We start from the raw sequence: 23,201 nt of genomic DNA, 5'->3' as shown, positions 1-23,201 counted from the left end.
GGATATAACGGAACGGTTTTAAATAAAAAAATTAGAGTGATCTATCGTTGAATATTGTGTTGTTTTCTTGATTAATTGTATTTAGGGTGTGTCAGGAACAAATAAGTCCTCACATTCATCATTACTACTAGTAAAGACTTGTTTCTGTTGACAAAAGTCTTCTGGGTTAAAAGTCTCGTTGCATATAATTTCGTCTACAGGTTCGTTCACCCTTACAGCGGTATATAAAAGCCCGATATAATTTCCAAATTGGTCATAGACGGGTTCAGGTTCCGGATCCAGTTCGCAACGCCAACAGTCGTCGATCGTATTTTCTTCCCAAATTTCGTAACCCTCCAGGTCTGATATTACCACCTCACAACTGTTGCCATCTGGAGACTGTGCAGATAGGTTGCCCTTGGTTGAAAAGATTAACAGGCAAAATGCACCTGCTATTAAAATGATTTGCAATTTTTTCATAACCTTAAAATTTTATAATAGATTCACTCTAATTGATTGCGATTTATATTTGTTGATGCAAGGAAGCAAACGATATGCCTATGCCGAGCGATAGCGCCCTATTTTTCAGGTTTTTCGACCAATTATTCGTGTCGTAAGTGATATTGGCCAAACCGAAACTGTAGCTTGCATGAAGCGAAAGGAAACCGAATTTTATGCCAGCCAAAAAATTGATTCCGTAATCGACGCTTCTCAAGTCATTGTCTTTATAGATGATTACGGCCGACGTAGAGCCATCAGTATAGGTGTTCTCACCGCTCATAGCAAACCCGATATAGGGGCCGCCGCCAGCGAAGACATTGCCGTTATTGCCAATCGGCATCTTCCCAAGCACATTGATGGGTATATCCAACCATTTCGTGCGCTGTATGATTTCAGCGGCACCATCCACAGCATCGGTTTTTATTACGCGCGCGCCTTTGTTTTGTAGCGAAACCTCTGGTTGAAGGTAAAGAGCCGGTGCTAGCCGAGTGACCAGGTATCCAGCCAGGTGAAAACTGGTTATCGATTCCGCTTCTGATGGCGCATGCTGGTCGCCATAACCGTAATTAGTGAAATTAACGCCGCCTTTGATGCCGAAATCGGTTTGTGCATGGACAATTGTCGTGGATAGCAGGATGAAGATGAGTGGGAATAGACTTTTTTTCATGTTTTTCTGATGGACGGTCAGCTGTATGACGAATGAATTGTCGTTTTCTTTAGTCCGTTATATAACGACCCGAACCCGCACCCGTTGATAAAAATGTTTCGCTCTCTTTCGATTTATAATTTGTAGAAATAAAAAGTATTGTCTTGTTGAATACAATAATTAGGTATATCTACGTCTGTAAAAATATAAAAAATTGTCAATGTTCCAAAGATTTTTACCAATCGGTTTAAAACAGACGATATGCCATATTTTATTGTGCCTGCTTGTTGATGACGGTGATGGCTTAGCGCTGAACTGAATAGCGTATTAAAAGATTGTGTAAACGTTAATACGTTTCAAAAAAACTTCCTGTACATTTGTCAAAAAAAAACGCCATGCCCAAACGTAAACACCTGGTTGCACCTTCCGTATTATCCGCAGACTTCGCCCACCTCTATGATGACCTGGCGATGGTTAACCAAAGTGAAGCGGATTGGTTCCATGTCGATATCATGGACGGTGTCTTCGTACCCAATATTTCGTTTGGGTTCCCGGTGCTGGCATCCATAGCCCACTATGCCAAGAAGCCACTCGATGTGCACCTCATGATCGTCGATCCCGATCGCTACCTGGAGCAATTCCAGGCCATTGGCGCGGATAACATCACGGTACATGCCGAGGCGTGTACCCACCTGAACCGCACCGTGCAGTCGATCCACGAACTGGGGTGTACGGCAGGCGTGGCCATCAATCCGGCTACCCCAGTTTCGCAGCTCCATGAAATTATCGAAGATGTAGACCTGGTGCTGCTCATGTCGGTAAACCCCGGGTTCGGTGGCCAGAAGTTCATCGAAACCACCTACCGTAAAATCAGGGAACTGCGCGATTTGGCCGCCGGCCGGAACGACAACCTGCTCATCGAAATCGATGGCGGCGTGAGCAGCCACAATGCACTCGCCCTCCTCAAAGCAGGGGCCGATGTGTTGGTGGCGGGTAATTCGGTTTTCTCGGATAAGAACCCAGCACATGCCATCGCTGAACTGAAACGGATGACGCCGGATTCGATTTCAATTGTTTAGAACATTTCCAAATTGATTGGCTATCCAAGCTGCCCGCTGGAAGCGATCTTTTTTTTGTAAATTCGCAACAATTAGAAAATAAGGATATTTTATACGATAGATGGCTTTTGATATTGACATGATTAAAAAGGTCTACGCCCAATACGGCGAGCGGATTGCCGCCGCCCGTAAGGTGGTGGATAGGCCTTTGACACTAACGGAGAAAATTTTATACACCCACTTATGGGATGGAAGCGCCACACAGGCGTATGAGCGCGGTGCTTCTTACGTTGATTTTGCGCCCGACCGGGTGGCTATGCAGGATGCGACCGCCCAGATGGCGCTGTTACAGTTTATGCAGGCCGGACGACCGCGGGTGGCGGTACCTTCTACGGTACACTGCGACCACCTGATCCGCGCGAAGGAAGGTGCAGAGAAAGATTTGGCGGTAGCCACAACGGAAAGCAGGGAAGTGTTTGATTTCCTCGCGTCGGTTTCCAATAAATATGGCATTGGCTTCTGGAAGCCCGGTGCGGGTATCATCCACCAGGTAGTGTTGGAGAATTACGCGTTTCCGGGTGGGATGATGATCGGTACCGATTCGCACACCGTGAATGCGGGCGGCTTAGGCATGCTCGCCATTGGCGTGGGCGGTGCCGATGCTTGTGATGTGATGGCCGGATTGCCTTGGGAGCTCAAGTTCCCGAAATTGATCGGCGTTAAGCTGACCGGCAAACTGAATGGCTGGACAGCACCGAAAGATGTGATTTTGAAAGTAGCGGGTATCCTCACCGTAAAAGGTGGTACGGGTTGCATCGTCGAATACTTCGGCGAAGGTGCACAGTCCATGTCGTGTACGGGCAAAGGCACCATCTGTAATATGGGCGCGGAAATCGGAGCAACCACATCCACGTTTGGCTATGATGAGTCGATGGAACGTTACCTGCGGGCAACGAACCGTGCGGACGTAGCTGATGCGGCGAATGCGGTAAGCGAACACCTCACGGCCGACCCCGAAGTTTATGCCGATCCGGAACGCTATTTCGACCAGGTGATCGAAATCAACCTGTCGGAATTGGAACCACACCTGAATGGCCCTTTCACACCCGACCTGGCAACGCCGGTGTCGAAAATGAAAGAGGAAGCCGCGAAGAACGGCTGGCCATTGAAAGTGGAATGGGGACTCATCGGGTCGTGTACGAACTCTTCCTACGAAGACCTGTCGCGCGCGGCATCCATTGCCAAGCAGGCGGTGGACAAAGGACTGGTGACGAAAGCCGAGTTCGGTATTAACCCCGGATCGGAACAGGTGCGGTATACAGCCGAGCGGGATGGCTTGCTCGACACGTTCACCGACCTGGACGCCACGATATTCACCAACGCATGTGGCCCATGTATCGGTATGTGGGCACGCGTGGATGCGGAAAAGGCCGAAAAGAACACGATTGTACACTCGTTCAACCGTAATTTTGCGAAACGGGCCGACGGCAACCCCAACACCTATGCGTTTGTGGCCTCACCGGAATTGGTGGCTGCGATCGCGATTTCGGGCGACCTGTCGTTCAACCCGCTTACCGACACCTTGGTCAACGACCGCGGTGAAGCGGTGAAGCTGGACGCGCCTGTGGGCGACGAGCTCCCGCAGAAAGGGTTTGATGTGGAAGACCCCGGTTACCAAGCCCCGGCGGCGGATGGCAGCGGTGTGGTGGTGGCGGTTTCGCCAACGTCCGATCGCCTGCAATTGCTCGATCCGTTTGCGGCATGGGAAGGCACCGACCTGACTGGTTTGAAACTGCTGATCAAGGCGAAGGGAAAATGTACGACCGACCACATATCCATGGCGGGTCCGTGGTTGAAGTATCGTGGGCACCTCGATAATATTTCCAACAACCTGCTGATTGGGGCAGTCAACTTTTTCAATGATAAAACAGACGCGGTTAAGAACCAGCTGACGGGTGAATACGGCCCCGTGCCGGCGACGCAGCGGAGCTACAAGGCTGCCGGGATCGGTACCATCGTGGTGGGTGATGAAAACTACGGTGAAGGGTCGTCGCGCGAACACGCGGCCATGGAACCCCGGCACCTCGGCGTGCGCGCTGTACTGGTGAAGTCGTTCGCCCGTATCCACGAAACTAACCTGAAGAAACAGGGGATGCTGGGATTGACGTTTGCCGACAAGGCAGATTATGATAAAATCCGGGAAGACGATACGTTCGATATCGTTGGGTTGACGACATTCGCGCCGAACACGCCATTGACCGTGGTTGCCCATCATGCCGATGGTACCACCGATCAAATCGTGGTGAACCACAGCTACAACGCGCAGCAGATCGGCTGGTTTAAAGCGGGTGGGGCATTGAATATCATCCGCCAGGGACAGGCCTAGGCGCATCGTATACATGTACTAAACTAAACGAAAGCCGTCTTGGCAGTATTGCCGGGACGGCTTTTTTTTGTTACGTTTGTTTGGCATGCCGGTATTGAATTTAAACAAAACCCAACGACGTAAACTGAGCATTTTCGCAAAATGCCTCATCTTTTCCTTTTTGGCCTGGGCGCTTTTCGCGGTTTCGAGTACGTACGTCTATACCATCAAAGCGGGCATGCAATATGTAAACGCGCCGGATAACCGGGCATTCCACCCACTGCAATCAGACACGGTAAATGTACAATTGGAAGCCAATGGGTGGCAGCTGCTGTTCTCGTCCTTCCAATCGACATCCGAAGTGATCCAGGTGGACCTGAGTGGCCTACGGAATAGGAATTGGGTGGTTTTTGCCAACCAGCTGGGGTTTATTAACCGGCAATTTCCAACCAATAAGCAGGTGATATCGGTATCGCCGGATACGTTGTATTTTGATTTCTCCAAGCAGACCGAGCGTAAAGTGCCGGTAAAAGCACTGCATCGTCTCCGATTCCGGAAGCAGTACGACATCATCGATGAAGTACGCGTGTCGCCGGAGTTTGTGACGATTACAGGTCCGCTTGATGATGTGGTGCAGATTGAACAATGGGAAACCGATACCATCCGGGCATCGAATGTGAACGGCGACCTGCATACGGTGGCCGTATTGAAACATAATCAGCGCGCAAATATCAGTGTTTACCCGACCTCCGTAACGGTCGATATTCCGGTTGGCGAAGTCACCGAAAAGGTATTGGAGGTGCCCTTGAAAGTAGAGAACGGTAAGCCATTCAGCTCTGTGAAGCTACTGCCCGGTAAGGTGAGGCTCACCGTGATGGTGTCCCTAAGGGATTTTACGAAGGTGACGGCCGGTGCCTTTGAAGCGGTCGTCAATATGGATAATTGGGTGGACGATGGGGTAACGAACCTGCCGGTCATCATTACCCAGAAACCCGATTATTGTAAGTTGGTAAAGGTGGAGCCGCAGAATGTCGATTTTTTTGTCCGAAAATAACGTTTTTTAAAAGAATAGGTATGCCTGCCATAAAAGTAGGAGTGACCGGTGGTATCGGTAGTGGTAAATCTGTGGTGTGCAGGGTGTTCCAGACATTGGGAATACCGGTGTTTGACGCAGACCGCGAGGCTAAGCTGCTGATGGCCACGGATAGTGATCTTATGGCTGCCATCCGGTCGGAATTTGGCGACCAAGCCTACCATGACGACGGGTCGGTAAACCGCGGCTACCTGGCCAGCCAGGTGTTCAATGACCCACAGCGTCTGGAGCGATTGAATGGGCTGGTGCATCCCGTGGCCATACGTGCAGGGGAGGAGTGGGCGCACCGTCAGGAAGGCCCCTATAGTGTGAAGGAAGCGGCATTGCTGTTTGAAAGCGGGTCGTTCAAGTTGAACGACTATACGATTTTGGTAACCGCACCGGAGGACGTACGGATTGCGCGGGTGGTGCAGCGCGATGGGGTAACGCCGGAACAGGTGCGGGCACGCATGCAGCGCCAATGGCCGGATGAAGAAAAAGCCCGGCTCGCTGATTTGACGATTGTGAACGATGGCAAACAGGCGATTATTCCGCAGGTGTTGGCGCTGGACCGTTTTTTTCGCGCTAAGCAGTCGTAATGGAAGCGATCTTATCCGATTTCCTGGTGCAACGTGCCGAGGGCTACTATTGTAAATACGGTGATTTTTTTATTGATCCGATGTTGCCGGTCCACCGGGCGGTGGTTACCCATGCCCACGCGGATCATGCGAGCCGCGGTCAGGATACGGTTTTCTGTACGGTGCCTACGGCGAGTTTCGTACGCTACCGCTACCGCCAGCATGCCGCCCGGAACTTCATGGAAACGCCTTATCATCAGCCATTTTCGATAGGGGATGTGATTCTTCGCTTTATCCCCGCCGGCCACATGCTGGGGTCGGCGCAGGTGGAGATGGTTTACCGGGGCGTCACTTACTTGTTTACGGGCGATTATAAACGACAAGCCGATGATACCTGCGAACCGTTGGAAACCGTCACGGCCGATGTGCTGATCACGGAAAGTACGTTTGCCGATCCACGGATTGTTCATCCCGATCCGGTTGAAGAGCTGTCGAAAATCAACAACACACCGCACCATATCCTGATGGGTACCTACGCGTTGGGAAAGGCGCAGCGGCTTACGTCGCTGCTCAATACCCATTGCCCCGATCGGCGGGTGCTGGTCCACCACGGTATATTGCCCTTCCACCGGATATATACGGCTTTGGGGATAACGCAGCTACGTTATGAACCTTACGACAAGCGGGCACTGAAAGCGGGTACCGGCCACCTGGTTTACCTGGTGCCACCGATGGCGTTCAACAGCTATTTTCGGGCAATCCCGTTCGTTCGGGCATTTGCATCGGGGTGGGAGCGCTTACAGCGGCAGAACGACCTGTCGTTGTACATTTCCGACCATGTGGATTGGAACGATATTTTGTACTGCATTGGCGAAGTAAAGCCGCGCGAAATCTGGACCGTTCACGGCGAGGGGCAGCACCTGGCAAATCATTTTGCAGGAAACATCCCCGTGAAGCGACTTCTGCACCTATAAACCCTTACGTTAGGCCAAATGGCCCATCTGCGGGTCCGTAAAACCGGTCTTGCCGGTTTCTACACGGCCGGCATACTTCCAGGAACCAGCAGTGTTGTCACTGCCGGTGACCGTTAGGTCGTACCAGTTGTGACTGTCTGCAAGTTGCAGAACCACCGTCTTGGTATCGCCGGCTTTCAGGGTATGCGTTTGCTCGGGCCTGTTATAGGCATTGTCTTTGATGTGGACGGTCGACGCGGCGTTGCCGTTATTCTTCAACACCAGCGATACATTTCCCGTTGGCTGGCCCCTGCGGGTGTCATACCGGAGTTCAACGGCAAGGCTCGGAAGCTTTGGACCGCTGAAATGGCGGTGGAACCCATTGGGGCCACTTACCTTGATGTCATAACCTGCTGCATCGATGTCGAAATCGTCGGTGAGCCGGTCGCCGGCAACCACAGCATACGAACGGACCTGGCCACGGTGATAAACGGTGAACGGCATACCGGCACTTTTTTTCCCGAAGAATGTATTTCCGGCGGCGAGGCCGAGTGTCAACCCGCTTGCGTCGGATACCAGGTCGGCATAAGGCTCATAAGGCAACGGCGACGCCGGTTTAATCCCCGGTTCCTGTCGCGGCATATCGGGCAGGTTCCAGGGGCGGGCCTTGGCGCTGGCCAGCTCATCGCCTTCGATGTTGCGGAAACCGTTGGGGGCATCCCGGAATTGTGCCTGATGGATACCGGCCAGGTAGGTGTCGCGTTGGATATAGGGGAGGTTACCATCGCTACCCCCCTGCTGCTTGTCGGCAGGCAGGAACGCTGCCGTCAGGTTTCCGCATATCGCCCGTCGCCATGCGCTGATGTTATCTTCCCGAATGTTTGTCTTGAACTTTTGGTTGATGAAGGATTCTAAAAACTGTAGGGTAGAGGTATGGTCGAATACTTGTGAGCATACATGCCCGCCGGTTGTCCAGGGCGAGGCGATAACCAAGGGTACGCGGTAACCCAATCCCATGGCGGCGCCGCGGGCGTCGTTCTTCTTTTTCCCTTCGGCCTGTTCCTGCGCCAAGGTGGTGTATTCGATGCGTGGATCGATACCATCGGAGCATTTGCCCGTATTTTTTTTATACGGGTTTGGTGGTACGAAGGGGGGGATGTGGTCAAAGTAACCGTCGTTCTCATCGTAGGTCATGATTAAGATCGTCTTCTTCCACACTTCCGGGTTCTTCGTCAGGGTGTCCATGATTTCCGAAATATACCACGAGCCATACCAGGGCGAGCTGGGGTGGTCCGAATACCTTTGTGCAGGAACCATCCACGAAACGGTGGGGAGGGTTCCCGCCGCTACATCTTTCCGGAAGGCGTGTAACATATCGCCTTTGGGGACGACGAGTTCTTGCTCCTTTCCGGCCTCATCGGTGTATTTTAATACATCCAGGCTGTGGAAGTCGGGATCTTCCTGGTTGGTTGTAAAGGCTTTGTGGAAGAGGTTCTTTTCGGTTTCGTCGAGTTTGTCGAAATTTTCCGCTGCCCAGCGCCTCACGTTCGTTTGTGCCTTTTCGAGGGCATCCGCTTTCTTTTCCAAGGCCGTTTCGGCTTTTTGGCGGGCATCGCTTCCTACTTCCAGTTTGGCGATTTTCTCCCGGAGCTCGGCGATCTCTTGCGGTAATTCGCGCAGTTGGTTCCGGTAGCCGATGAGGTAGCGCGACGTAAACTGCACGTTATACCGCTCGAACCGTTCGAGTGGGTTGCAGCCGAAATTGGATAACCACGAGCGCTCTTCGCCCACGAAGCCTCCGCCACAGCTGACATCGTTCTGGTACATCCGCCAACTGACACCGGCCGCCTCCAAGCGCTCGGGGAACGTCTTCCACCGACCTTGTCCCAGGCCGAGGTCGTTCCGTATCCACCATTTGCTGTCGGGGGTCTGCTCTTCCCGTATCGTGCCCGTCCAAAAATAGAAACGATTGGGCCATGTACTCGTCATGCCCGAACAGAAATTCTGGTCGCAGACGGTAAACGAGTCGGCCAGGGCATAATTGAACGGGATATCCTGGCGGTTATAGTAACCCATGGTGAGCGGGATTTTGCCCAACTCGCCACCTCTTCGTTTCGATTCAATCCAGTTGTCGTGCCCGCCCTCGTTATAAGCGTCTACCTGGCTGGCCCGCGAATGTGGTACGGCGCCCATCCAGGTGGCTTTCGTTTCCCGGAGGTTGAGGCGGAACGGGGCATAGGTGTGGCCCTTGAGATCCGACTGGAACCACACCGGGTTGCCGTTCGGTTGTGCGGCATAACGCGGGTCGTTAAATCCGCGTACGCCTTTCAGCGTTCCTAGTGCATGGTCGAACGATCGGTTTTCCTGCATCAGGATGACAATATGTTCGGCATCCAGGAAGGTACTTCCCGGGGTTGGTGGTATGGCTAATGCCCGCTGGATGGCGGGCGGGATTCCGGTGGCCATACCCGTTGCACCGGCCAGTACCGTTAATTTCTTTAAAAAATCTCTTCGGTTTTCCATCGATGATTCGCTCTTTGATATGAACTCGTAAGCGCTTGGATTGAATGTATTATACGGCTAATAGCAAGTACAGCCCTGCCGCGAGCGCCGCCCCGATGAGGGGGCCGACAACGGGCACCCAGGCGTACGACATATTGAACGTGGCCTTATTATTCTTTATGGGTAATAACGCATGCATCATGCGTGGTCCCAGATCGCGCGCCGGATTGATGGCGTAGCCGGTGGTGCCGCCTAACGCCAAACCGATGACCCACACCACAAAGGCAACGGGGATGGCACCGATAGATCCCAACCCAATGGGGGTCACTTGGGTATCATCGCCCAGTTGGGCGTCCGTGAAGTAAAAAACGGCAAACAGGAGTACGAAGGTACCCACAATTTCGCTGATGAGATTCACGGGTAAATTTCGGATCGCAGGTGCGGTACAGAAAACCGCTTGCTTGGCACCGGCATCGTCCGTTGCCTTGAAATGATCCTGATAAATCAACCACACCACGAAAGCGCCGCCCATGGCACCGATGAATTGAGCCAATACGTACCACAATGCGTCGACCGTGTCTATGGTTCCCACCATCCACATCGCTAACGTGACGGCCGGGTTGAGGTGCCCACCGCTATAGGGGCCGGCGATGACTACGCCCACAAATACGGCGAGTGCCCATGCGGTGGTAATCACAATCCAGCCGCTGTTATTTCCGTTGGTGCCTTTCAGTACCACGTTGGCAACCACGCCGCCTCCCAGCAGGATGAGGAAGCCCGTGCCGAGGATCTCTGCAATGAATGGTGTCATATCTTATCTACTTGATTTATTTAAACGTTTTTGCCGTTTCGACGGCCTTGTGCCAGCTGCGGGTTGCCGATTCGGCATCGTACGAAGGGTCGGCAACGAATGTGCGGTCTACTTGCCACTGACTTTGGATTTCGTCGGTGCTTTTCCAAAGCCCCACGGCCAGTCCGGCTAAATAAGCGGCCCCAATGGCCGTTGTTTCCGTGATCTGTGGACGCACGACTTTCGCTTCGAGGATGTCTGCCTGGAATTGGAGCAGCAGGTTGTTGGCGGTAGCGCCGCCGTCGACACGCAGCTCCTTGATCTCGGTTTGTGCGTCGGCTTCCATTGCCCGGAGGATATCTGCGGTCTGGAAGGCAATGCCTTCTAAAGCGGCACGCGCAATGTGCGAGGCGTTGCTGCCCCGGGTGAGCCCGACGATAGTACCCCTGGCGTAGGGGTCCCAATGGGGAGCGCCCAAGCCGGCAAACGCCGGCACCAGGTAAACGCCATCGGTATCTTTAACCTTTGCCGCCAGCTCTTCGACATCGGCCGAGTTGCGGATAATGCCCAGACCATCCCGTAGCCATTGTACAATCGCGCCGCCGATGAAAATGCTGCCTTCGAGGGCATACTGTACCTTGTCGCCAATTTGCCAGGCGATGGTGGTGACCAAGTTGTTTTTGGAGAGCAGGGGCTTGTCGCCGATGTTCATCAGCATGAAACATCCCGTGCCATAGGTGTTTTTCACCATGCCGGGCTGCGTACACAACTGGCCGAAAAGGGCGGCGTGCTGATCGCCGGCGATGCCGGCAATCGGGATGGTTGCCGCGAGGATATTCGCGGCGGTCTCTCCATAGACTTCCGACGAGCTTCTGACTTCGGGCAATAGGCTGTGGGGGATTTCAAACAGCGCCAACAGCTCATCGTCCCATGCCAGGGTGTTGATGTTGTAGAGCATGGTACGGGAGGCGTTGGTCACATCGGTCACATGCTTTTCGCCACCGGTAAGGTTCCATATCAGCCATGAATCTACCGTTCCGAATGCCAGTTCACCGTTTTCAGCTTTCTCGCGCGCGCCTTCCACATGGTCTAACATCCAGTTGATTTTGCTGGCAGAAAAATAGGCATCGATGAGGAGGCCTGTTTTTTCCCTGATGGTGTCGGCATGGCCCTGCTCTTTTAACGAATCGCAGTAGCTGGCTGTACGCCGGTCTTGCCAAACGATAGCGGGGTGTATCGGCCGGCCGGTGGCCCGCTCCCAGATGATGGTGGTTTCACGCTGATTGGTGATGCCGATCGCAGCGATCGAGGACGCCTTTAATCCGGCTTTCGCCACCGCTTCGGTAGCGACGGAGAGTTGGCTCGACCAGATCTCCTGGGCGTCATGTTCCACCCATCCGGACTGGGGGTAATATTGCTTGAATTCCTTTTGGGCTAATGCGGCGATTTTCCCTTGTTGGTCGAAGATGATAGCGCGTGAACTGGTGGTCCCTTGGTCTAATGCTAAGATATATTGACTCATAATTTCAATTTACTGTTTCGGATTACCTCACCTTGTCATGCTTTTTTGTGCCTTGCATGGTACATGCAATTTGGATGTACACGGTTCATAAACATGGCAAGTGCTGCCAAAGCTAAAAAATGTTTGATTTAAAACAAAGTGCTGTCAACAGCCGGTGAAAAAACCGGCCATTGACAGCACATATTTACATTGCATTGGGGACATCACTTGATTACCGAGATGAGGACGTCATCTAAAAATATGCGGTTTTTATTGGGGCTGGCACCGCGCAAGTCATAATCACCGCCCAAGAACCAGACTTGTGTTTCGGCGGTAGCGCCGGTAATGGTGAACGAACGCGTTGTTTCTTCGGCCAACCAGATCTCGGTACAACTTGGGTCGAGGTCATAATTGGGCCAGTTGTCGATAGTAAACGTTTCTGTACTGATCGTACCGGGGCCAATCAAGCCTACCTTGAGCAAGGTAGCATCCCTGGTGCCGCCAGCGGTTTGGTAAGGAACCGCTTTAAACGATACCTGCAGGTTCTTTGTACCTTCTACCGCAGCCAGTTTCGGACTGAGTATATCCGATCCGTAATTCGTTTTCCCGAGCTTCACAAAACCGTCACGGGCATAGGTAGACGGGACACCGTCGGCAGATGGGTTGTTCCAAGACCACCCATTTTCCATCTCAGCGTCGGTCCATTTATCTATCCGGGTTTCTCCACTGGTCGTGTAAAAAATGGAACTTCCGTAATTCAACCAGTTGAAATCCTCATAGAGGATGATTTGCATACCTGCCTGGCTGACTTCAAAAGGGTCGGGAACTTGCTCGCCATTGAGGTAGAAAACGAGATCTGCTGTACGGGCATTAGGTGTCTTGTTTAAATCGACATTCACCGTTACGCCTTGGTCGAAGCTTCCTGTCATCGGTTCGATGGTTAGCCAGTCCGCATCTTCTGGAATCTCTATTTTCCACTCGCCGGTAGAGCGGACAGTATATCGCCCATACAGGCCCTCTTCGGGTACTTCTAAACGTTCCATCCCGTCGAGATTTAAATAAGGATCGGCGGTTCCGTCTTCTGGTTCACGCGCTGCCTGGTCGATACGCAACACGGTATTCTTTCTGCGGCCATCGACCACAAAGGTGAGCACCGATTCCCGGGCTTCCAGCGTCGTGTTCCGGTCGACCGTAACCGTAAATGTTCCATTGCCGGTTCCTACCATGGGGTCGATCGTCATCCACGGCTCGTCGCGTAGGGGCTCAACTTCCCATGCCCCTGAAGTCTGTACGGTAAAGGTCTGGGATTCGCCCTGTGCGGAAACGATCATTTCCGTCGGGTTGTCTTTCAGTGAAAACGCGGTACCACCGCCGTCTTCCTTTTCGCAGGAAGAAAAGAAGACCAAAATGCCCAAGCATAACACGCTTAAGGACGTAATCAAACCCTTTCCTAGTTTAGTGTAATCAGTTACTTTCATTGTTGTGATTTTAAGATAATCAGTTAAGTATATGGTTTTACCTCATGAGGTATTCCAGTTCTTTAGGGCGGACCATCTGCTCGGTGTATACCCTTCCGAAACCGTCCGTAACGGTAATCTCCAGTGTGCTGGTGGGCGATGACGCCTGCACCTTGAATAGGTGCGACGATTTCGCCGTTACGAAATCTGCCGTCGGTACTGCATTCGTATCCAGCCGTTTTGCCGCATACGATATGATGTGCAACGGGTCTCTAACATGTACCCGCGTAACGGGTAGCTGGCTACCGCTTTCCGTTACAGTAACGGTCCAATCGGTGTCGTAGTTCCATACATTGATCAGCACTTCGTTGCGTTGGTTTTGATCGGCATACTCCACCGCATAGGTGTTCCACGACGTTCCGGTGTAGTCCGGTGCATAGGCATCTTTCGTGATGTGGACCTTGTTCAGGTCGTAAGCCCTGAATTGATAGTCTTCGTCATACCCGATGCTTTTATAGGTCCATTTCAGGTCCCGGTTGTCCGCTTCCCATATTTCATATCCGCCGGGTGTGCCGTCCTTGCAGATGTGGTTGTTGGCCAGTCTGCCGGTCCACCACCACGTAGCGCATACCACGCCAATGTTATGTTCCATGAGCGAGGGTGAATAGCGGATGTTGTAATTCATGTGGGTGTGCCCGGTAAACACATGCACGGTATCAAAGGCACTCAACACGTCGATCAGTTCCTGCCCGTTGGTCAACCGGATTCTCGGGTTTGCCGATCCGCCGTTTTCGATGTTCGGATTTGACGCGAGCTGGATATGCATCGCAACGAAAATCGGCGTGCTTTTATCGGTAATAATGTCGAGATCCTTGATCAGCCAAGCCATCTGGTCGGCAACGATGGTACCATTATAGTTGCGGTTATTGGTGTTCAGGTATTCGATATTGTCAAGAACCACATAATGCACCTTCCCGATGTTGAATGAATAATAAGTAGGGCCGAGGATGGTCCGGAACCTGTCGGCAGTTTCCCAATCGCCCGTCTTGGCGGGGTTGTTGTCGTGGTTCCCTATCGTATTGAATACCGGGGCATTGATCTTATTCATTTCCTGGAGATAATCGGGCAGGGAATAATTATTCGATTGCCAATAGGTCTCCCAGGTCATGTCGCCCAGGGTCAATGCATACACCTTCTTTCCGGCCTGCTGGTAGCGGCTGATCGACTGGTTTACGTCGGCCAGGAATCCCGATTGGAATTGACTGACATCCTGGTTTCTGTTGGCCAGGTGCATGTCGCCCAATACCATCACCACGTGGTTGTTGTTGTCGACGGCGGTGAGCTCAAAATCCATGATTTCCACAATATGCTCAGCCCGGGCCAGCCGATTGAAAAACAGCGGCAGGCGCTCGTCGGTCGCGACCTCGTAGTTTGCCGGGATAGACACGAAAACATAGCCGTTCTTCTTTGCCGATGGCAAGTAATAGATACCCTCGGCGTCTGTTTTCGAAACCACATGGCCGTCCGAGACCACCACGCCAGCTAAGCCGGCACCTGCCGCGTAGACGGTACCTTTTACCGTCATCCCGGGCTGGTCGGGAATCGTAGCATTAAAGACAACATTCAAGTTGGTAGCGCCCAAATACAACGACTCCGTACCCCTGGTTACGTAGATTTCGTACCGGATCGAGTGGAGCGTGTCGGGCAGTACCACCACGGCGGCAAGATCGGTGACACTGGTGGTTTCCACGGTAACTTTCTCGTGGTTGGTACCGGCTACCGGCTGAAAGACAATCCCGTCGCCCGTGGCAAACCCGACCCCCGCGATGGTAAGCGCCATCCCTTTGGATACGTCGGTCTGGAAAGGGAACGACACATCGGTCACCTTGAAGGTGTCCTCGTTGTCGTCCGGTTCCGGCGTTTCATCGGGTTTGGTCGGCTCGGTTGGCTCTTCCGGCAGGGACGGCTTTTTGCAGCTCCCCAGGTTGAGGGTCAGCCCCAAGCCAGTGACGATAGTGCCCTGTATAAAAGCACGCCGGGTGAAATGGTCTTTCTTTTCCATTTATGCTACCTGACCTGCAACTCCACGCGTTCTTTCATGGTCATCGTTACACCATCTATGGTGTATTCGTACGACAACAGAAAGACGTTGGTTTCTCTTCCAAAAGCCTCTTCCACCTTAAATATATTCGGATACGCGGGGTCGTTGTTTAATTGCGTAATCTCGATGTCCTTATACGGTTTGATGGTCACGTTGTTGAAATCGTCTACTTCCAACACGACACCTTTTTTCTCGATTGCTGCTACCGTTGACTCGTAGAGTTCATTGCCGACAACCATCCGTACACTATTATGGGTCAGCGGAAAAAGCTCCTTATTGGCGGCCACGGGTATGTTGCCGTCTTTAATCCCTGTCATCGTATACATGGAGTTGGTTACCTGGGAGGCGTACTCATTCTCGAACGATACCTGATAGAGCATGGTGTTCTTGGTTGGGTTGATCTCCACATCCGCGATATTGGTAGCCCTTAATCCGATAAAATAGGTCGAGTCCGGCGATAGGCCTTCCGGGCGCAATTTGATCATGGTCCGTCCCGTACGCTCACCAGCTTTAATCACGATCTTGTCGTCAAGAAGCTCGTACTTATCGGCGGGTACCAGTTTGGCATACAATTCTTCCGCCGCGTCAAAATTCGACCAGTTGTATTCTTCCAGGGGTGCGGGATCTTCCTCCAATCCGATCACCAGATCTTTCTCGGGGGCATGTGTACCGCCAACAGAGGCGGCTACATACCCGATGATTTCGTCTCCGGTCAATTGGACGACCTCCAGAAAAACATTGTGATCGTCGCTGCTGATTAAGGAGACCTCGTTTTTATACATTTCCTTTTCGAACACTTCATTGTCCTTGCAGGATACGAGCACTGTACTCAGTGCAAGCATTGCGATATAGCGTCTTTTCATTTTTTTATCTTTTATCGTTCATTCCTAATTATAATCCGTTCCTAATTATAACCCGGATTTTGATCGACCGAAGGCAATCTTCTCAATTCGGCACGCGGTAACGGCACCCAATTGGCTCTTTTATTGACTTCTCTGGTCAGGAACGAGGAGGTACCCGGAATGACACGTCTGTAATAGGCCTCTTTGGTCGCTCCGTCTGGGTTCATACCCATGATGGGCTCGCGTTCGGTTTCCTCGTAGATGCCCCAACGACGCACATCGTAGAAACGCCTGTTTTCCCACAGAAACTCGATCATGCGCTCACGTTCGATTGCCTCCTGTAGTTCCGCTTGATTGGCAAGCTCGCTAGCCGACAAACCGGGCAGTCCGGCGCGATAGCGGACCGCATTGAACGCACTGGCTATCTCATCGGTATTGCGGCTCAGGGTGTATGATTTGTCGCCCAACTGAACGGTGTGGCTGCCAGTCAGGTTGCTGAGTGCCTCGGCATACGACAGCAGGATTTCGGCATACCTGATGATGGCATAAAACTTAGGAAGTTGCCGTGCTCCTGTACCATTTTTCGCATCATAGGGGTGAACCCATTTTTTGATGATGTACCCGGTAATCGGATAGTTGGGCGAGCTTGCACTAACGCCGCCACGGCCATCCAAATCCTGGAAGTAGTATTTGGCGGTGTGGTTATAGAGGGTTGTGGAAGACAGGGCCTGCCACACCGCCTCGTTGAATCCGACGGATGCGTAAAAGCGCATCTCCCGGTTGGCATACATCTTATATACACCCGAATTGAGCGGGTATCCCGAGAAGCTCTTCGATTGTTCGGTGAAGAGGTCTTCAAATGTACTACCGGCAGGCAGGTCGCTGACTTGCTCAAAATACGTGTCGCCACGGGCCTCTTGGATAGTCCGGCCATCATTCATCAGGTAGGCATCGACCACTTTCTGCGTCACGCAGAAGCGTCCCCAACCGCCGAGCGTTGGCGGAAAAGCCCCTTGATTAAGATTGGTGTTGATATACGGAGCACTTCTTCCCCAGATGATCTCCGGATTGATGGCGGCCACGGATTCACCGGTAAAGATATCCGAATAAGACCTAAAGGGATCGATACCGCCGGCGCCATTCGGGAAGGCGCTATAAAAATCGGGGTCGGAGGTGACACCTGCTGGCAGCATAGGGGTTTTATCATCTGCCGGTACGGTATAGAGTTTATACAGTCCCATATCCATCACGCGTTTGGCTGCCGCAGCGGCTACCGCCCATCGTGCTTCGTCATATTCCTGGGAAACATAATGCACTCCGTCGGTCTTCCGTTTCCAATTGCCAAAGTAAGAGCGGGCAGCTTCGCCGCCATTATACAACGGGCTGGCGTGTATCAGTCGCAAACGGGCAACCAGCGACAATGCTGCTCCTTTCGTGGGGCGTCCAAAGTTCAGGAGTCCCACATCTGTCGGCATCAGTTGGGCTGCTTTCTCCAACTCACCACAGGTATAGTCCATCGCTTCGTCATAGGTAGACCGGGGCCGGTCATAGTATTCCATGGATTCGTTCGTGTTGAGCACTTCATCGCCGAGCAATATTGGCGGGCCGTAATCCACCAGAATATTGTAGTAGGCATAGGCCCGTATGAAACGGGTATACCCCTCAATCCGTTGCCGATCTAGCGTGGTCATATCCAACGGCTGATCCAGGTTTTCCAGAATCAAATTACATTTCCGGATGATTTTGTAATACCTGTTCCATTGGTTGAGCCCGCCAAATTTATCCGGCGTAATGTTTCCCGTGGCAAAATCCATCCCATAATAGATATTGGTGGTTCCGGTGCCTGTCAGTCCGTTGAATGCTTCGTCCGTCGCCATGGGCCCCGGCGTGTAATTGCTCCGGATGGTTTGCGACTCGTCATTGAACATGGCGGCCGCTCCCCACATATAAGCTTCCATATTCCGGGTGTTGCTGAATGCCGAATCGATGTTAAATTCATCATCGAAGTAACTGTCGATATTCAGGTAGTCCTTGCAGGAAGTCATCATCGCAACCAGCTGAATCATCAGGGCTGCGCTCGCTATTCTCTTTATGATTATTGACGTTTTCATGTCGTTTATTTATGCCTTTCGCTAGAAATTGATATATACCTGTGCCGAATACGTAGTCGGTATGGGGTATTTACGGCCGTTCCATGCGGCCTGTTCCGGGTCAAAGATTTTCACATTGTCCCATATATAGAGGTTGTTTCCCACAAACTGGAGGTCCATGGAGCTGACACCAACCCGTTGCAGGAAAGACGGGCTAACACGATAACTCAGGGTAATTTCCTGCAATCGGATGTAGCGCGCGTCATCTTGCCAGAATGTCGATAATTGGCTATTATTGCTGTTCCTGCCATATTGCAGGCGCGGGAAACGGGCATTGGGGTTTTCTGCCAACGCCGGATCGATACCGTTTTCGATGGCATATTCCAGTGGAATCCACCGGTTTTCCGGATCGTTTACCAACGAAATCACATTGCCCTGGGTACCGTCATAGAATGGCATATAGCCCTTACCGTTGGTCTCGGTGACGCCCTTGTAGGTCTTACGCATACCCACATAATAGAACGGTGTTCTTCCGGTTCCTTTGAACAGCACGCCCAGCGATAGATCTTTATAGCGGAACTCGCCGCCAAAACCAAACATCATCAGTGGGTAATCGCTATGGGTCAAAGGTACTTTGTCGAGCGTGTTGATCACACCGTCGCCATTGACGTCCTTGTACTTGATGTCGCCGGGCATGACCGTACCAAAGGTCTGTTTAGGGCTATACTTCACGTCATCTTCGTCCTTGAACAGGCCCAGGGCCTGGTAGCCACGGATGGAACCGTACGGGAAGCCGTTGTATTCCAGGTACGAATATTCCATGTAGGCCTGTTCCCAATTTTGCACCACGTTTTTAGAGTAGGTGAAATTACCACGCACGGTGAAGCCGAAGTCTTCATTCACCTGCGTGTTGTAGCTAATGTTTCCATCGGCGCCTGTGCTTCTCATCCGGCCCACATTGGCGTAGGGGTTGGAGATAACACCTACGTATTCGGGTACTTGCACCCGTTGCTGGAAAATACCGTTGCGCTGATCGCGGAAGAAGTCGATCACGAAATCGATCTTGTCGTTAAACAACCGGCCTTCGATACCGAGGTTGGATTTGATCGCCCTTTCCCAGGCCAGGTTATCCGCACCGATACGGGTTTCGCTGATGGTTTCTATACCACCGACTCCCCACACCATGCCGAAACCTTGATTGGCCTTCGTGAGGTACGGAAAGCGGACGTCGTTGATGATACGGTCGTTACCCACGGTACCGTATGACGCGCGGATCTTGAAGTAATTTAGCCAAGGCGCCTTTTCCTGCATAAATTCGTAGCTGGTGGGCACCCAACCCACGGCAACCGATGGGAAAAAGCCGTACTGCCTGCCGGGTTGGAAGTTTTCAGAGCCTGTGTACCCGAAGTTGACATCCAGTAAGTAGGTGTCGCGGAAGCCGTAGGTCAGTCGACTGGATACCCCTTGATAACGTAACGGAATAGCCGTTAAGTTGTTGGTGGCGTCCAGGGTGTTTTTGGCATCACTGAGGTAGTAATAGATCAATGCCGATGTGCGGTGATCTTCACCGAATTTCTGGTCGTAATTAATCGTTGACTCCAAATGGTACTTGCGGTATTGCCGTGTATCCTTACTGTAGCTCGCAGACCGTTCCTGTACCGTTTCTTGGGTGATGAGTGATCCATCGTAGTCCCGACCCATTGCCTGATAGAGCGCCGGCTGTATCCATCTACGTTCCGTAAACCGGCTGTGGATATCGTATGCACCCTGCACACGGAACTTGAGCCCATCCAGTATACCGGAAAGATCTTGGTTCAGCGAGAGGGTCGTTTTACCTTTGTACCACTGTTCCGTAGCTTTCCCGGTACGGTTGATCAGCACGTAAGGCGACGATCCTTCTCCACCGCCCATGGCCGGTAGCATACCATTGGAGTATTGGGTGGGGATGGCCAGCGGGGTGAGCCCCGACTGTGCTCCCCATATATAGTCGGTATTGGCCACGCCGGGCTGATCCAGTTTGGAGAGGTATCCATCCGACCCCAGGTATACTTTGGTGGTTGGGGTCAGGTTGATGTCTAGGTTAATCCGATAGTTATAGGTATCGAAGCCTACATTGGAGCTGTACGGACTGCTTTTGTCTATTTTGTAAGCGGCAGTTTCACTTTTTCCGCCCAAGCTCAGGAAGTAACGGGCTACGTCAGATCCACCACGCCCGCTCATGTAATAGCTTTGGCGCCAGAAGCTGTTGTTAAGGATTTCGTCCTGCCAGCTGACATCCGGATACATATCCGGATCCAATCCGTCCTGGATGATACCCAGCTCGGTTTCGGTATACACAGGCGATTCACTGCGGGCGAAGGCGGCCTCATTGGCCAATTGGGCGTAATCGTGAGCGCGCAGGTATTGCGGCAAACGATTGAGCCGCGAAAGAGTGGTGTTGGCGCGGGCCGTAATCTGTATACGATCTACCGTACCTCTCTTGGTGGTAACCAATACCACACCGTTGGCACCACGTACCCCATAAACGGCGGTGGCCGAGGCATCCTTCAGTATGGAGAAGCTCTCGACATCTGCCGGGTCGATGGTATTCAGATCACCTTCCAAACCATCGATGAGCACCAGGGCACTGGCATTGGCACCGAATGTACCGATACCGCGTATCCAGAAGTCGGCGATGTTTTGTCCGGGTTCGCCACTGGCCTGCATGGAGATAACCCCGGCTGCCCGTCCGCCAAGCAGGTTGGTCATGGAAGGGGCCGGACTCTGAAGGTCTTTCACATCGACCGTAGTGATGGCACCGACCGAACTGATTTTCCGTTGCGTAGCACCTAGACCCACCACGACGACTTCGTCTAACGCTTCACTCTTTCCGGTGAGCGCGATGGACAAGTTGCTGGTCGATTCGATAGCGACGTGCTCGATGGGTTCATAACCAACATACGAAAACACCAGCCGGTCTCCATACTCCACGATGATGCTAAACGCGCCGTTGGCATCGGTTGATGTACCGGCGGTGGCCTTGTCTTTGACATAAATAGACACGGCGGATAGCGGCTCGCCCGTTTCGTCGACGACCGTACCGGCAACCGTTAACTCCTTTGTTTGCTGTGCAGATGTTGCCGTGAGCCAAAAGCACAAGGGCAACAGGCACAAAATATAAATGATTCTCATTGTATTAGACAGCTTTATTATTCAATAACTAATTTGCGGATCCGTGAATTGCCATAGTCAGCGACGTAGATATCTCCTTGTTCATTGACCGCAACCCCCCAAGGGTTCCGGAACAGGGACTCTAGCGGACCTCCATCTCTGTAGCCTGCTACTCCGGGTTGCCCCGCAACCGTGGTAACGATGCCGTCTGCCGATACCATACGGATACAATGGTTATTATAGTCCGCAACGAACATGTTTCCGTCGTTGTCAAACTTAATATCCTTTGGGTAGTTAAATACAGCATCTTCGATCGGTCCGTCGCGGTGACCACTACCGCCGACGGCATTGATCCGTTTGAAGCCTTCATTGATGTGCTCCGGACGCAAATCAAGCATCATGAGCCCTTGTTTGAATTCATTCGGACTGGCATTTGAGTGGAGGGTCATCCAAAGCTCCCAAGGCTTCTTTGGATTGATGCCCTGCCCGTACTGCGATCCGTACGGCCATTTTGAATCAGCGGCTTTCGACCCTTCGTGTACAAGTGTCGCTTCATAGGTTTCTGGATTTATCTTGACCACACTGCCATCACGGGAACGGGTATAAAGAAATCCGTCATAGGGACTGAAAGAGACAAAGTTCATATATTGGTCACCCCTCGGGATTCCGTGGTCGCTTGCGAATGAAGCATTGCGCTGACGGGGATACCAGCCCTCTTTCGGGTCGAAAGAGAAAAACACCTCAACGACCGATTCGTGGGAGACGGTCATCATACCTGTCTTGCGGTCGACCGTTACGCCGTTGGCGTACGGATATGGGGAACTCGCAGCCGTATACATGGAGGTCACCAGGTTTTCCGCCTCACTGATTCGGCCTACACCGTATTTCGAATCGCCCGTGCCATCCCGCCAGGTCATGAACAGGTTACCCTCCGCGTCCAACTCGAGGTATTTTGCACACACATGGGCCTGATCAAGGGTTCCCGGTACGAATTCCCGGTCGCCAGAACCTGTCACCGTGGTCACCTGTGCTTGGGCGGTGTAGACGAATGTTTCGTCGTAGGCGGCCGACTCTTCGCCGATAACCACTTTGATTACCGGATCTTCTCCCGGAAGGCGGGGCACGATGGCGTAAATCCGATCTCCACTGGAAGAGACCACCGCCGCTTCCTTGTTATTGAAGAAAACCTGGATTTTACTGGCATCGCTTCCAAAGTTCTCGCCATCCAGCAGGATTTTGTCGCGTGCGCCACCCTCCTGTGGCGAAAAAGAGGTTAACGTAATCGGCACATTCGGGTCGTGTTCTTTACGAATGGCTTCTCCTTCGTCTTTACACGCGAAGAAAAGAGTTAAGACGGTTAATATACACGTCAGTAAATAGTAGCGCTTCATTGCATAATCATTTTTGAATTTTCCAAGTGGTTATTTGTTGCCGCAAGTATCGGGTACTGTTGTTTATTTTTGGTTAACGGCATATCACGATATTGTGAATCGTTAATGCTGGTTTCGTTTTTCTTTCATAACATACAGGTTTAATTAAAAAAGTAAATTCCTTTGTCCGTTTTTAGTTTTTATATTGGTTACTAATCAGTGCAAGCGCAAAGTAATGAAATTAAA

Annotated in this window: 16 protein-coding genes; 5 read left to right on the top strand and 11 right to left on the bottom strand. The window is 52.0% G+C overall.

The genetic code is table 11. The features are described 5' to 3' along the window. Nucleotides 1-81 precede the first annotated feature (81 nt). A complete protein-coding gene (locus tag U9S71_RS08800) occupies nt 82-459 on the bottom strand; it encodes a hypothetical protein (protein WP_326326824.1) in 378 nt (125 codons plus the stop codon). A 43-nt stretch (nt 460-502) separates the two neighbouring features. Continuing rightward, a complete protein-coding gene (locus tag U9S71_RS08795) occupies nt 503-1,147 on the bottom strand; it encodes an outer membrane beta-barrel protein (protein ID WP_326326823.1) in 645 nt (214 codons plus the stop codon). A gap of 374 nt (nt 1,148-1,521) precedes the next feature. On the opposite strand from U9S71_RS08795, the gene rpe reads away from it, so the two are divergent. The 5 genes from rpe to U9S71_RS08770 all read left to right on the top strand — a co-directional run bounded on the left by rpe (nt 1,522) and on the right by U9S71_RS08770 (nt 7,173). After that, nucleotides 1,522-2,205 (top strand): ribulose-phosphate 3-epimerase, encoded by a 684-nt coding sequence (gene rpe / locus U9S71_RS08790; protein ID WP_326326821.1) that lies wholly within the window; start codon nt 1,522-1,524, stop codon nt 2,203-2,205. A gap of 100 nt (nt 2,206-2,305) precedes the next feature. Then, nucleotides 2,306-4,570 (top strand): aconitate hydratase, encoded by a 2,265-nt coding sequence (locus tag U9S71_RS08785; protein ID WP_326326820.1) that lies wholly within the window; start codon nt 2,306-2,308, stop codon nt 4,568-4,570. Nucleotides 4,571-4,655: 85 nt separating this feature from the next. Further along, a complete protein-coding gene (locus tag U9S71_RS08780) occupies nt 4,656-5,603 on the top strand; it encodes a hypothetical protein (protein ID WP_326326819.1) in 948 nt (315 codons plus the stop codon). Between the two features lie 20 nt (nt 5,604-5,623). Continuing rightward, nucleotides 5,624-6,220 carry a dephospho-CoA kinase gene (gene coaE / locus U9S71_RS08775; RefSeq protein ID WP_326326817.1) on the top strand — a complete coding sequence of 199 codons (597 nt, stop codon included), beginning with the start codon at nt 5,624-5,626 and terminating at the stop codon, nt 6,218-6,220. Further along, the gene (locus tag U9S71_RS08770) at nt 6,220-7,173 is read left to right on the top strand and encodes an exonuclease (protein WP_326326816.1); all 954 of its coding nucleotides are present in this window, start codon (nt 6,220-6,222) and stop codon (nt 7,171-7,173) included. The genes coaE and U9S71_RS08770 overlap by 1 nt, the downstream gene beginning before the upstream one ends. Nucleotides 7,174-7,182: 9 nt before the next feature. On the opposite strand, the gene U9S71_RS08765 is transcribed toward U9S71_RS08770, so the two are convergent. The 9 genes from U9S71_RS08765 to U9S71_RS08725 form a co-directional block, all read right to left on the bottom strand. After that, nucleotides 7,183-9,675 carry a phosphocholine-specific phospholipase C gene (locus U9S71_RS08765; protein ID WP_326326815.1) on the bottom strand — a complete coding sequence of 831 codons (2,493 nt, stop codon included), beginning with the start codon at nt 9,673-9,675 and terminating at the stop codon, nt 7,183-7,185. A 49-nt stretch (nt 9,676-9,724) separates the two neighbouring features. Continuing rightward, the gene (locus U9S71_RS08760) at nt 9,725-10,465 is read right to left on the bottom strand and encodes an MIP/aquaporin family protein (protein ID WP_326326814.1); all 741 of its coding nucleotides are present in this window, start codon (nt 10,463-10,465) and stop codon (nt 9,725-9,727) included. A 16-nt stretch (nt 10,466-10,481) separates the two neighbouring features. Further along, nucleotides 10,482-11,966: a glycerol kinase GlpK gene (gene glpK, locus U9S71_RS08755; RefSeq protein WP_326326813.1), complete on the bottom strand. Its 1,485-nt coding sequence runs from the start codon at nt 11,964-11,966 to the stop codon at nt 10,482-10,484. A 203-nt stretch (nt 11,967-12,169) separates the two neighbouring features. Then, on the bottom strand, nt 12,170-13,423 hold the full coding sequence (locus U9S71_RS08750) for a BACON domain-containing protein (protein WP_326326811.1): 1,254 nt from the start codon (nt 13,421-13,423) through the stop codon (nt 12,170-12,172). Between the two features lie 37 nt (nt 13,424-13,460). After that, nucleotides 13,461-15,464, bottom strand: a complete 2,004-nt coding sequence (locus tag U9S71_RS08745) for a calcineurin-like phosphoesterase family protein (protein WP_326326809.1) — start codon at nt 15,462-15,464, stop codon at nt 13,461-13,463. 5 nt (nt 15,465-15,469) lie between these two features. Beyond that, entirely contained in the window at nt 15,470-16,366 is an 897-nt protein-coding gene (locus tag U9S71_RS08740; protein WP_326326808.1) for a BT_3044 domain-containing protein, read from the bottom strand. Between the two features lie 41 nt (nt 16,367-16,407). Next, nucleotides 16,408-18,456 (bottom strand): RagB/SusD family nutrient uptake outer membrane protein, encoded by a 2,049-nt coding sequence (locus U9S71_RS08735; RefSeq protein WP_326326807.1) that lies wholly within the window; start codon nt 18,454-18,456, stop codon nt 16,408-16,410. 21 nt (nt 18,457-18,477) lie between these two features. After that, on the bottom strand, nt 18,478-21,606 hold the full coding sequence (locus tag U9S71_RS08730; RefSeq protein ID WP_326326806.1) for a SusC/RagA family TonB-linked outer membrane protein: 3,129 nt from the start codon (nt 21,604-21,606) through the stop codon (nt 18,478-18,480). Between the two features lie 17 nt (nt 21,607-21,623). Beyond that, complete coding sequence (locus tag U9S71_RS08725) at nt 21,624-22,976, bottom strand: IPT/TIG domain-containing protein (protein ID WP_326326805.1); 1,353 nt, start codon at nt 22,974-22,976, stop codon at nt 21,624-21,626. Nucleotides 22,977-23,201: the final 225 nt, after the last annotated feature.

The sequence above is a fragment of the Parapedobacter flavus genome (assembly GCF_035818675.1).
In the GTDB taxonomy this organism is placed as follows: Bacteria; Bacteroidota; Bacteroidia; order Sphingobacteriales; family Sphingobacteriaceae; genus Parapedobacter; species Parapedobacter flavus.
The sequence above is the reverse complement of the archived record's forward strand: the minus strand, read 5'-3'. Positions and strand labels throughout refer to the sequence as shown.

Excerpts from the sequence above, each read along its gene's own strand:
- U9S71_RS08750 (WP_326326811.1), bottom strand. The coding sequence starts at position 13,423 with ATGAAAGTAACTGATTACACTAAACTAGGAAAGGGTTTGATTACGTCC.
- U9S71_RS08745 (WP_326326809.1), bottom strand. The coding sequence starts at position 15,464 with ATGGAAAAGAAAGACCATTTCACCCGGCGTGCTTTTATACAGGGCACT.
- U9S71_RS08730 (WP_326326806.1), bottom strand. The coding sequence starts at position 21,606 with ATGAGAATCATTTATATTTTGTGCCTGTTGCCCTTGTGCTTTTGGCTC.
- coaE (WP_326326817.1), top strand. The coding sequence starts at position 5,624 with ATGCCTGCCATAAAAGTAGGAGTGACCGGTGGTATCGGTAGTGGTAAA.
- U9S71_RS08785 (WP_326326820.1), top strand. The coding sequence starts at position 2,306 with ATGGCTTTTGATATTGACATGATTAAAAAGGTCTACGCCCAATACGGC.
- rpe (WP_326326821.1), top strand. The coding sequence starts at position 1,522 with ATGCCCAAACGTAAACACCTGGTTGCACCTTCCGTATTATCCGCAGAC.
- U9S71_RS08740 (WP_326326808.1), bottom strand. The coding sequence starts at position 16,366 with ATGAAAAGACGCTATATCGCAATGCTTGCACTGAGTACAGTGCTCGTA.
- U9S71_RS08780 (WP_326326819.1), top strand. The coding sequence starts at position 4,656 with ATGCCGGTATTGAATTTAAACAAAACCCAACGACGTAAACTGAGCATT.
- U9S71_RS08795 (WP_326326823.1), bottom strand. The coding sequence starts at position 1,147 with ATGAAAAAAAGTCTATTCCCACTCATCTTCATCCTGCTATCCACGACA.
- U9S71_RS08770 (WP_326326816.1), top strand. The coding sequence starts at position 6,220 with ATGGAAGCGATCTTATCCGATTTCCTGGTGCAACGTGCCGAGGGCTAC.
- U9S71_RS08800 (WP_326326824.1), bottom strand. The coding sequence starts at position 459 with ATGAAAAAATTGCAAATCATTTTAATAGCAGGTGCATTTTGCCTGTTA.
- glpK (WP_326326813.1), bottom strand. The coding sequence starts at position 11,966 with ATGAGTCAATATATCTTAGCATTAGACCAAGGGACCACCAGTTCACGC.
- U9S71_RS08760 (WP_326326814.1), bottom strand. The coding sequence starts at position 10,465 with ATGACACCATTCATTGCAGAGATCCTCGGCACGGGCTTCCTCATCCTG.
- U9S71_RS08765 (WP_326326815.1), bottom strand. The coding sequence starts at position 9,675 with ATGGAAAACCGAAGAGATTTTTTAAAGAAATTAACGGTACTGGCCGGT.
- U9S71_RS08725 (WP_326326805.1), bottom strand. The coding sequence starts at position 22,976 with ATGAAGCGCTACTATTTACTGACGTGTATATTAACCGTCTTAACTCTT.
- U9S71_RS08735 (WP_326326807.1), bottom strand. The coding sequence starts at position 18,456 with ATGAAAACGTCAATAATCATAAAGAGAATAGCGAGCGCAGCCCTGATG.